The organism is Dorea sp., assembly GCF_977044405.1.
Genome location: NZ_CDRRQK010000010.1, coordinates 86961 through 98879, shown reverse-complemented (window position 1 = coordinate 98879; position 11919 = coordinate 86961). Strand labels below are relative to the sequence as shown.

The 11919-nt window shown below is 41.7% G+C and carries 8 protein-coding genes; all 8 read left to right on the top strand.

All coding sequences use genetic code 11. The annotated features are described in order from the left end of the window. The first annotated feature begins 275 nt into the window (after positions 1-275). The 8 genes from ACWJAF_RS06610 to ACWJAF_RS06575 all read left to right on the top strand — a co-directional run bounded on the left by ACWJAF_RS06610 (position 276) and on the right by ACWJAF_RS06575 (position 11845). A complete protein-coding gene (locus tag ACWJAF_RS06610; RefSeq protein WP_448862963.1) occupies positions 276-533 on the top strand; it encodes a hypothetical protein in 258 nt (85 codons plus the stop codon). 356 nt (positions 534-889) lie between these two features. Further along, positions 890-2878, top strand: coding sequence for an excinuclease ABC subunit UvrB (uvrB, locus tag ACWJAF_RS06605; protein WP_448862962.1), 1989 nt, complete (start codon positions 890-892; stop codon positions 2876-2878). 162 nt (positions 2879-3040) lie between these two features. Then, complete coding sequence (gene uvrA / locus ACWJAF_RS06600) at positions 3041-5878, top strand: excinuclease ABC subunit UvrA (RefSeq protein ID WP_448862961.1); 2838 nt, start codon at positions 3041-3043, stop codon at positions 5876-5878. Positions 5879-6148: 270 nt separating this feature from the next. Beyond that, entirely contained in the window at positions 6149-7141 is a 993-nt protein-coding gene (gene mreB, locus ACWJAF_RS06595; protein WP_296030696.1) for a rod shape-determining protein, read from the top strand. Positions 7142-7177: 36 nt separating this feature from the next. Continuing rightward, on the top strand, positions 7178-9388 hold the full coding sequence (gene recD2 / locus ACWJAF_RS06590) for an SF1B family DNA helicase RecD2 (protein ID WP_448862960.1): 2211 nt from the start codon (positions 7178-7180) through the stop codon (positions 9386-9388). Further along, positions 9385-10098: a double zinc ribbon domain-containing protein gene (locus ACWJAF_RS06585; protein WP_448862959.1), complete on the top strand. Its 714-nt coding sequence runs from the start codon at positions 9385-9387 to the stop codon at positions 10096-10098. The genes recD2 and ACWJAF_RS06585 overlap by 4 nt, the downstream gene beginning before the upstream one ends. 58 nt (positions 10099-10156) lie before the next feature. Then, the gene (locus ACWJAF_RS06580) at positions 10157-10552 is read left to right on the top strand and encodes a hypothetical protein (RefSeq protein WP_296030684.1); all 396 of its coding nucleotides are present in this window, start codon (positions 10157-10159) and stop codon (positions 10550-10552) included. Next, the gene (locus ACWJAF_RS06575; RefSeq protein ID WP_448862958.1) at positions 10553-11845 is read left to right on the top strand and encodes a hypothetical protein; all 1293 of its coding nucleotides are present in this window, start codon (positions 10553-10555) and stop codon (positions 11843-11845) included. It begins immediately after the preceding gene. Positions 11846-11919: the final 74 nt, after the last annotated feature.

Here is an 11919-nt window from a genome sequence, read left to right as displayed (position 1 = left end):
TGGGAAAAGTTTTCCAACAATTTTCTGGAAGTATCAGAAAGCATGGAAGTTAATGGAAAGAGAACTTTTGGATATGATGAACCAATAATTTATAAGCGTGTATAATCAAAGGTCTGCATATTGGGATGAACTTCAGTTTTTAGAGGACTCGATGAATTTGCGTAATATTGGGCGTTACATGAATGTTAATTTAAGGAAATAATATGGTAAGCAAAAGCTGGATAACTTTTCAAATCGTTCTATTGTTGCGTAGGTTATTAGCGCTTAGAAGATGAATGAGAAATACCTATGCAACTATTTTGCTGAAGAATAGCTTTAATTCAAAAGGTGTTTCGCATTTATTGGGACATGCCAAGGAAATTATATCCGTAGATGTCTATGGAGATACACAGGAAATCATAGAAGACTGTCTGGATGTATTGGAACCATTTATTGAAGAAGTTATTCCAAAAGAGCGGAAAGATCAGTATTATGATTATTCAGAAGTGATTGAAATAGACTTAATCCTGGAGGAATATTTCCACGCAGCATGATAAAAAATAGAATAGTAGTGAGAGAGAAAAGTACAAATAAGAATCGAACATTTGTACTTTTTTCTTGCCTTCATCTATATACTTTCAAAAAAATGTCTGATATAATAGGGACTGTTACAAGAACAAACAGTAAAAATATAACAGAACCGGAGCCTGGTATCATCAGGTATTTCCGGGTGCTGTTTTATCCGTAAAAATCAGTTTTCCCACAGGGATACTACGTAATGTGACTTTTATTCGTAACGAGGTGAGAAACACATCTATTCACCATAAAAATGAGCTTTTCGTTACGAATCTGGATACGAATTTTTGGCTGATATTGGTCATAGTAAAAGTCACAAATGGAGGAATTTACCATGAATGAGTTCAAATTGAAAGCCCCATATAAACCAACCGGAGACCAGCCACAGGCGATTGCAGAGCTTGTGAAAGGGTTCAAGGAAGGCAATCAATGCCAGACTTTACTAGGGGTTACGGGTTCTGGAAAAACTTTTACGATGGCGAATGTGATTCAGCAATTACAGAAGCCGACACTTGTCATCGCTCATAATAAGACGTTAGCAGCTCAGCTATACGGAGAGTTCAAGGAGATGTTCCCCGATAACGCAGTGGAATATTTTGTCTCCTACTACGACTACTACCAGCCAGAAGCCTACGTCCCATCCTCAGACACCTACATCGCAAAGGATTCCTCGGTAAACGAAGAAATTGATAAACTGAGATTATCAGCAACGGCCGCGTTGATCGAGCGCAGGGACGTGATCGTAATCGCCAGCGTGTCCTGTATCTATGGTCTTGGTGAACCGGAAAACTTTGAACAGATGATGGTATCACTCCGTCCAGGCATGGAAAAAGACAGGGATGAAGTGCTGCGTCAGCTGATAGATATTCAATATGACAGAAATGATATGGATTTCAAGCGAGGAACCTTCCGGGTACGGGGAGATACGGTAGAAATCGTACCGGCAGACCGGGGAGATACTGCTGTCCGAGTGGAATTTTTCGGAGATGAGATTGACAGGATTTCGGAAATAGACATGCTTACCGGCGAGGTGAAAAATACGCTGAATCATGTTGCAATATTTCCTGCTTCCCACTATGTTGTTCCGAAAGAGCGTATGGAGAAAGCAATTCGTAATATTGAGATTGAACTGGAAGAGCAGGTGAAATATTTCAAAGCGGAAGGAAAGCTCCTGGAAGCGCAGAGAATCGCAGAACGTACGAATTTTGATATAGAAATGATGCGTGAGACCGGATTCTGCTCAGGTATCGAGAACTACTCCAGACATTTGGCGGGACTTGCACCGGGACAGCCGCCAAACACATTGATGGATTATTTTCCGGATGACTTTATCATTATGATTGACGAGTCACATAAGACGGTTCCGCAGATTGGCGGTATGTATCACGGTGATCAGTCGAGAAAGCGTACACTGGTAGAATACGGATTCCGTCTGCCGTCGGCACTGGATAACAGACCGCTTAGTTTTGATGAATTTGAAAGTAAGATCGATCAGGTTATGTTCGTGTCCGCAACGCCGGGTAAATATGAAGAAGAGCATGAACTTTTAAGAGCAGAGCAGGTGATCCGTCCGACCGGACTTCTGGATCCGGAGGTGGAAGTGCGTCCGGTAGAAGGACAGATTGATGATCTGATCGGAGAAGTGAATAAAGAGATTGCCAATAAGCACAAAATACTGATAACAACACTGACCAAACGTATGGCAGAAGACCTTACCGATTATATGCGGGAGCTGGGAATCCGCGTGCGTTACCTGCATTCGGATATTGATACACTGGAACGTACCGAGATTGTAAGAGATATGCGTCTGGATGTATTCGATGTACTGGTTGGTATCAACCTTCTGCGAGAAGGACTGGACATTCCGGAGATTACACTGGTTGCGATTCTGGATGCAGATAAAGAAGGCTTCTTACGTTCCGAGACATCACTGATCCAGACAATCGGCCGTGCGGCACGTAATGCAGAAGGTCATGTGATCATGTACGCAGATACGATTACGGATTCTATGCGTGCGGCACTGGATGAGACGCAGAGAAGACGTGAAGTGCAGATGGCATATAATAAAGAACATGGTATTACACCGAAGACAATCCAGAAAGCAGTACGGGATCTGATCTCGGTATCCAAGAAGGTAGCGGCTTCTGAATTACAGATGGAAAAAGATCCGGAATCCATGAGCGAGAAAGAATTAGAGAAGCTGATCAAAGAACTGGAAAAACAGATGAAGAAAGCGGCAGCAGATCTGAACTTTGAAGCTGCAGCAGAACTAAGAGATAAGTTAATTGAGCTTAAGAAGACATTACAGGAGATAAAAGCCTGATTTGAAAAAAATCAGAGTTTAAGAAAAGTCAGAGCATCTTGATTTGAAAAGTTACACATTCGAAAAAATGGAAGTGACAGTTCTGATGATGGTAAAGTGGTAAGCCAATAAAGGATTAAGCAAATTTAGTTAGATATAGATAGAAGGAGAAAACACACTCACATGTCACAGGAAAAAGATTCAAGACAATATATCAAGATCAGAGGAGCGAACGAACACAATCTGAAGAATATAGATGTAGACATACCAAGAGACAAACTGGTGGTTCTGACCGGACTTAGTGGATCGGGAAAATCATCACTTGCTTTTGATACCATATATGCAGAAGGACAAAGACGATATATGGAATCACTGTCTTCGTATGCAAGGCAGTTCTTAGGTCAGATGGAAAAGCCGGATGTAGAAAGCATAGAGGGACTCTCACCGGCGATTTCCATCGATCAGAAATCTACGAACCGTAACCCGAGATCTACGGTAGGAACCGTAACGGAGATTTATGATTATTTCCGATTATTATATGCAAGAGTCGGAATTCCACACTGTCCGAAATGTGGTCGTGAGATCAGGAAACAGACGGTTGACCAGATGGTAGAACAGATAATGGAACTTCCGGAAAGAACGAAGATCCAGCTTCTGGCACCGGTGGTAAGAGGAAGAAAGGGAACCCATGTAAAGTTACTGGAACGCGCGAAAAAAAGTGGATATGTCCGGGTCAGAATCGATGGAAATATGTATGAACTGTCAGAAGAAATCAAGCTGGATAAGAACATCAAGCATAACATCGAGATCATCGTAGACCGTCTGGTAGTAAAAGACGGAATCGAACAGAGACTGACAGATTCTATAGAAAATGTACTGAATCTGGCAGAAGGACTGATGACCGTTGATGTGATCGGAGGTGATCCAATACAGTTTAGCGAGAGTTTTTCGTGTCCGGAATGCGGTATCAGCATCGAAGAGATTGAGCCGAGAAGCTTTTCGTTCAATAATCCATTCGGAGCCTGCCCGGAATGTTTTGGTCTGGGATATAAGATGGAATTTGATGAAGACCTGATGATTCCGGACAAACGCCTTAGCATCAGTGAGGGGGCAATTACCGTCATGGGATGGCAGTCCTGTACCGATAAAAAGAGTTTTACTTATGCAATCTTAGACGCACTGAGTAAAGAATATGATTTTTCACTGGATACACCATTTGAAGAATATCCAAAGGAAATTCATGATGTACTGATCCATGGAACAAATGGAAAAGAATTAAAAGTACATTATAAAGGACAACGCGGTGAAGGGGTCTATGATGTCGCATTTGAAGGACTGATTAAGAATGTAGAACGCCGATACAGAGAGACTTCATCGGAGACTATGAAGGCTGAGTATGAAGAGTTCATGAATATCACGCCTTGCCATGCATGTAAAGGACAGCGTCTGAAACCAGGTGCACTGGCAGTTACAGTAGGAGATAAGAACATTGCAGAACTGACCAGTATGTCGATTGAAAAACTGCAGGCGTTTTTAAAGGAATTAAAGCTAAACAGTCAGCAGTTATTGATTGGCGGACAGATCTTAAAAGAGATCAATTCCAGAATCCAGTTCCTTATGGATGTAGGATTAAATTATCTCACACTCGGAAGAGCTACAGGAACTCTGTCCGGTGGAGAAGCCCAGAGAATCCGTCTGGCAACACAGATAGGCTCAGGTCTGGTGGGGGTAGCGTATATTTTGGATGAACCAAGTATTGGCCTGCACCAGAGGGATAATGATAAGCTGCTGGGTACATTGAAGCATCTGCGGGATCTGGGCAACTCTGTAATCGTAGTAGAACATGATGAAGATACGATGAGAGAAGCGGACTTTATAGTGGATATCGGTCCGGGAGCCGGAGAACATGGTGGAGAAGTAGTTGCAACCGGAACAGCAGAAGAAATTATGCAGAACGAAGCGTCGGTAACAGGTGCATATCTGAGCGGAAGGATTAAAATCCCGGTTCCGGAAGTAAGAAGAGAGCCGACAGGATGGCTTAAGGTAATCGGAGCGCAGGAGAATAACCTGAAAAATATTGATGTGAACTTCCCGCTTGGAGTTATGACCTGTGTAACCGGTGTGTCGGGGTCAGGAAAAAGTTCGCTTGTGAACCAGATCCTGTACAAACGTCTGGCAAGAGACCTGAACCGTGCGAGAACCATTCCTGGAAAGCACAAAGCAATTGAAGGGCTGGATCAGTTAGATAAAGTTATTAACATTGACCAGTCTCCGATCGGAAGAACGCCAAGATCAAACCCGGCAACCTATACAGGGGTATTCGACCTGATCCGGGATCTGTTTGCAGCAACACCGGATGCAAAAGCAAGGGGATATAAAAAAGGAAGATTCAGCTTTAACGTAAAAGGCGGCCGTTGTGAAGCCTGCAGTGGAGATGGAATCATTAAGATCGAGATGCATTTCCTCCCAGATGTCTATGTTCCGTGCGAAGTCTGCAAAGGAAAGCGATATAACAGAGAGACGCTGGAAGTAAAATACAAAGGAAAGAGCATTTACGATGTCCTGGACATGACAGTAGAAGAAGCAATGCATTTCTTTGAAAATGTACCAAGCATCCGCAGAAAGATGGAGACCCTGTATGATGTTGGACTTTCGTATATCCGCCTTGGACAGCCGTCTACGACATTGTCAGGTGGAGAGGCGCAGCGTATCAAGCTGGCAACAGAACTTAGCAAGCGAAGCACGGGAAAGACAATATACATTCTGGATGAACCTACGACAGGACTTCATTTCGCAGATGTGCACAAACTGACAGAGATTCTGCACCGTCTGACGGGCGATGGTAATACAGTGATTGTAATCGAGCATAATCTTGATGTGATTAAAACGGCAGACTATATCATTGATATCGGACCGGAAGGTGGAGATAAGGGGGGAACTGTGATTGCAACCGGCACTCCGGAAGAAATCGCAGAAAGCCCGGTATCGTATACAGGCAAGTATATAAAACCGATGCTTTAGAATATGTCTGAAAAATATGCGCCCGGAGTTCCTGATAAGATTCTGGACGCATAAAGACAGAGAAAAGGGGACAGAAAATGCCAGGCTTCATGTGCATTCGGCAAAATATATCATAAACGTAAACAGGTTCATAAAGATTTAAGCAAAATAAGTCTTTTTATTTTAAAGGAATTTGATTATAATGGGAACATGCTGAAGAAACAGCATATGGATGAATTTGTCGTTACGAAAGATGATGATATAGACAGCTTGAGAAAGGAAGAAGTGGGAATGTCAGTAGATATTGGAATTGATTTGGGAACTGCCAGTGTATTGGTATATGTGAAAGGAAAAGGGGTCATATTAAAAGAACCTTCCGTTGTGGCTTACGACAGAGATACGAATGCAATCAAGGCAATCGGAGAAGAAGCAAGACTGATGCTTGGAAGAACACCGGGGAATATCGTTGCGGTGAGACCTTTAAGACAGGGTGTGATCTCAGATTATACCGTAACAGAGAAAATGATCAAATATTTTGTACAGAAAGCACTGGGAAAAAGAACTTTCAAAAAGCCAAGAATCAGCATCTGTGTGCCAAGCGGAGTAACGGAAGTCGAGCGAAAGGCTGTCGAAGAGGCAACCTACGCAGCAGGAGCCAGAGAAGTACATCTGATCGAGGAACCGGTGGCAGCAGCTATCGGGGCAGGAATTGATATTTCTAAACCATGTGGCAATATGATCGTCGATATCGGTGGCGGAACATCAGATATTGCAGTAATCTCGCTTGGTGGAACCGTTGTAAATACATCCCTTAAGATTGCCGGAGATGATTTTGACGAGGCAATCGTGCGTTATATGAGAAAAAAACATAATCTTCTGATCGGAGAAAGAACGGCGGAAGATATCAAGATCAAAATCGGAACAACCTATCCGCTGATTGAAGATGAGACGTTGGAAGTCAGGGGAAGAAACCTGGTCACAGGTCTTCCAAAGACTGTTAAAGTAACATCTTCGGAGACCGAGGAGGCACTTCGTGAGACAACCGGGCAGATTGTAGAAGGTGTTATGAGTGTGTTGGAACGTACACCACCGGAACTCTCGGCAGATATTCTGGACAGAGGAATCATGCTTACCGGAGGTGGATCAATGCTCCGGGGAATGGAAGAGATGATCGAAGAAAGAACTGGAATCAATACCATGACTGCCGATGATCCAATGAAAGTAGTTGCGATCGGTACCGGAGAATATGTAGAATTTATGGATGAGCGTATCGGAATATTTTAACAAAACGAATGAAAAGAAAAGCTGGATAAGTAGATAATGGAAGAGATAAAAGGATATGTAGAACATATTGTATACCGGAATGAAGAAAACGGATATACTGTATTTCATCTGAATCATTCAGATGGAGAAGTTACCTGTGTGGGATATTTCCATTTTATAGAAGAAGGAGAGCTTTTGAAACTGACTGGAGGCTATACAACACATAAGATGTATGGCCTTCAGTTTGCTGTAGAAGAGTCAGAAGTGTGCGAACCGGAAGACCTTGTTTCTATTGAAAGATATCTGGGCTCAGGTGCGATCAAAGGAGTCGGGACATCATTAGCCGGAAGAATTGTGAAAAAATTTAGAGAAGATACATTCCGTATTATAGAGGAAGAACCTGAGCGGCTTGCAGAGATCAAGGGGATCAGTGAGCGAAAGGCAAGAGAGATCGCTGCGCAGGTAGAAGAAAAGAAGGATATGCGTCAGGCCATGATCTATCTTCAAAAATTCGGGATTTCTACAACGCTGGCAGCAAAGATTTACCAGCATTATGGACATAATGTGTATCGTGCAATTGAGGAAAATCCGTATCAGCTGGCGGATCATGTGCCGGGAATGGGATTTAAGACGGCTGATGAGATTGCGGCAAAAGTCGGAATTCATACAGACTCGGATTTCCGGATACGGAGTGGTATCTTCTATGTATTGACGCAGAGCGTGGGAGAAGGCCATATGTATCTGTATCAGAATGTCCTGCTCAGGCTTACAGGCGAATTACTGGGAGTGCAGATTCAAGATATAGAACGTTTTCTGATGGATCTGGCAATGGAAAAAAAGATTGTTATGAAGTCGTCAGAAGAAGGAATGCGGGTGTACACTGCGCATTATTATTATATGGAGCTGAATACAGCGAGAATGTTACATGATCTAAACCTGCAATTTGAGATCGCAGATACGAATCTTTTAAAACGTATTCATAAAATCGAAAAAAATACAGATTTATACCTGGATGATATGCAGAGAACAGCGGTGATGGAAGCGGTCAGAAACGGACTCATGGTACTGACAGGAGGTCCTGGAACAGGAAAGACCACAACGATCAATGCAATGATTCACTTTTTTGAAAGCGAAGGACTGGATATTTATCTGGCAGCTCCGACCGGAAGAGCAGCAAAACGTATGACGGAAGCGACCGGATGTGAGGCACAGACAATCCACAGACTTCTGGAAGTTGCAGGCAATCCGGATGATGAGAATATTGGTGGGTTCCAGAGGGATGAAGAAAATCCTTTAGAAGCAGATGTCATCATCATAGATGAGATGTCGATGGTGGATCTTCCTCTTATGTATGCACTTTTGAAGGCGGTTGTTCCGGGAACCAGATTGATTCTGGTAGGAGATGTGAATCAGCTGCCAAGTGTAGGACCAGGAAGCGTCTTAAAAGACATTATAAAATCAGAATGCTTTCCGGTAGTAAAACTTACCAAGATATTCAGACAGGCAGGGGAAAGTGATATTGTGGTAAATGCGCACAAAATCAACCGGGGAGAAGAAGTGGTCCTGGATAATAAGAGTATGGACTTTTTCTTCTTGAAGCGTCAGGATACCAATATGATCATCAGCAATATCATTACACTGATCCAAAAGAACCTTCCAAAGTATGTGGATGCGAAAGAATCCGATATACAGGTGCTGACACCTATGAGAAAAGGACTCCTTGGTGTTGAGAGAATCAATAAAATATTACAGGAATATCTGAATCCTGCAAAACCGGGAAAGCAGGAAAAAGAAATCGGAGATCGCTTGTTCCGTGAGGGGGACAAAGTGATGCAGATCAAAAATAATTATCAGTTAGAATGGGAAATCACGACAAGATATGGCATGACGATAGATAAAGGTGTCGGTGTATTTAACGGAGATATGGGAATTGTACGAAAGATCAATACCTACGAAGAGACGGTTACCGTTGAATACGATGAAAAGAAAAAGGTGAAATATCCATTCGAACTGCTGGATGAATTAGAATTGGCATATGCAATTACCATTCACAAATCTCAGGGAAGTGAATATCCGGCAGTTATTATCCCTCTTTTACAGGGACCAAGACAACTGTATTACAGAAATCTTCTCTATACGGCTGTTACAAGAGCAAGAAAATGTGTTACGATCATCGGGAGCGAACAGGTTTTTCAGGAAATGATACATAATACGAACCAGCAGAACCGTAATACAAGTCTTGCAGAGCGAATCCAGGAATTACAGTGAGACAATATATAGAAAAAATCTTATCTTTCTTCTGGCCGGAAGTATGTCCGTTCTGTCAGAAAGCCTGTAAAAAGGGCATCTGTGATACGTGCAGAAAAAGGCTGGAATCCATAAGAATCAAAGAACCAAGGTGTATGCGGTGCGGAAAACAGATCCGTAGTATGGAAAAGGAATACTGTTATGACTGCCTGCATACACATCATTATTATGACCGTGGGATTAGTCTGTGGCTTCACAGAGAACCGGTGAATCAATCAATCTATCAATTCAAATACCACAATCAAAGAAGATATGGAACGATTTATGCACAGGAAATATTGTATTGGTATAAAGACGTAATAGTGTCATGGCATCCGGATGTCATTATGCCGGTCCCGTTACATTTCAGACGAAAACGAAAAAGGGGATATAACCAGGCCCGGATTCTGGCTGAACTAATTGGAACGGGGACGGGAATAGCGGTAGACAGCAGGCATCTGATCCGTAGAAAGTATACCAATCCACAGAAAATTCTGGGACACCGTCAAAGAAAAAAGAATCTGAAGAATGCATTTGCTGTGAAGAAAGATTTTGTGCCGGTAAAAACAGTGCTGCTGATTGATGATATTTACACAACGGGAAGTACAATAGATGCCGCCGCTTACGTGCTGAAGCAGCGAGGTGTTGTAAATGTTTACTTTTTGACTATAAGTATTGGACAAGGATACTGATATTTGTTATACTAAAAATGATGTTTTTTATGTAAAAAAATCGTATCGAGGTGGAGATATGTTAGATGAGAGAAAAGTAAAACTTATGACTGAACTTGCGCTTTACGAAGAGACACATGGAAAAGAAGATTTTAAGATCAGCTCTTATTATAGAAAAGATTATGCAAGCCTTCATGTAATCTGTGCATTTTTGTGTGTGACAGTAGGTTATGTATGTATAGTGGCGCTGGCGTTGCTGGCAGGTATGGATAATCTGATGGAGGGCATGTCGAATGGTCTGATCATATTTCTGGCATTGATTATTCTTGCAGGATATGTGGGTGTTGTGATTGTATATTGCGGGCTTGCAAGTCATATATTCAATGAAAAGCATAAGAAAGCCAGAAAAAGAGTAAAACAATACAATCATAATCTGATTCAATTACTGAAGATGTATGAAAAGGAGAAAAGATAGATGGATAATATATACGTACTTCGCGGAAGATTGGAAGAACTTTACGGAAAACATTCAAAATGGTTTGACAAGATATTTCAGTTTGTCCTGGCAATGTTGACATTTACAGTGATTAATCAAAATATAGGATTTTTAAAATCAGCAGCGTCGCCGGTAGTAGCACTTGGTTTATCGGTAATCTGTACATTCTTGCCGATAATGGTTACGGTTGTTCTGGCAACGGTTCTGATTCTTGCTCATACGATGGCAGCATCAATTGGTATATTTGCAGTAACGGCACTGGTTTTTCTGATAATGTATATATTCTATATCAGGCTGACTCCGAAGATGGCATTGGTAGTGTTGTTTACACCATTGGCTTTTGTGCTTAAAATCCCGTTTTTAGTTCCGGTAGCGTGTGCGCTTGTATATGCACCGGTAAGTCTTGTGGCAGTAAGTTGTGGGACTGTTGTATATTATATGATGGAATTCGTTAAGAAATCAGCAACAGCTTCAAAAGGAACGGGCGGAAAAGCAGTTCTCTATGAAATCACTTCATATGTACAGAAGGTGTTCTTGAATAAAGAAATGTGGATTTACATTGTTGCATTTATTATTGGATTTTATGTGATTTATACCATCCGCAGACAGGAAATTGATCATGCATGGAAGATAGGGATCATTACAGGTGCAATTGCAAATGTAATCGTAGTTGCAGTTGGAGATATTGCACTGGGAGTGGATGCATCTTATGGAGCTTTAATTTTTGGAAATATCCTGGCAGTTGTAATTGGTCTGGTGCTGGAATTATTCCTTTTTTCTGTGGACTATGCAAGAAGTGAAAGACTTCAGTTTGAGGATGATGAGTATTACTATTATGTAAAGGCAATACCGAAGGTATCTATAGCAACACCGGAAAAAACAGTGAAAAAAATAAATGAAAGACAAGAAACAGAAATCATTGACGCAGAAGCAGTAAAACGCCTGTCGCAGGATACTTCGGAAGGAGAAACAAAGGCGATAGATCTGGGTGTGTCAGGTGTTCGTAAGGAGATGCCGACAGGGCCTATAGATATTATAGAAAGAAAACCGGCAGATCATCAAAAAGAACATCAGAAAGATCATAAAAAAGAATCCGGATATCGTTCTTCAGAATACAGAAGCCCGGCTCAGAGAAGAGCAAGTGAAGGTAGAAAACACTCTGCGAAAAAAGGACCGGTTCCAAAAAAACATGATATGAAAGATGTAGATACAATGCTTTTGACACAGAGTCTGGAAAGAGAATTTCATATAAACGATAAAAAGCGACATTAATAACTGCAAAAATTTCTATTAAAAAATAGAAGAAAAGAGTAAAATTTTTTGTAATGTGAATAGTGGCAAAGGGA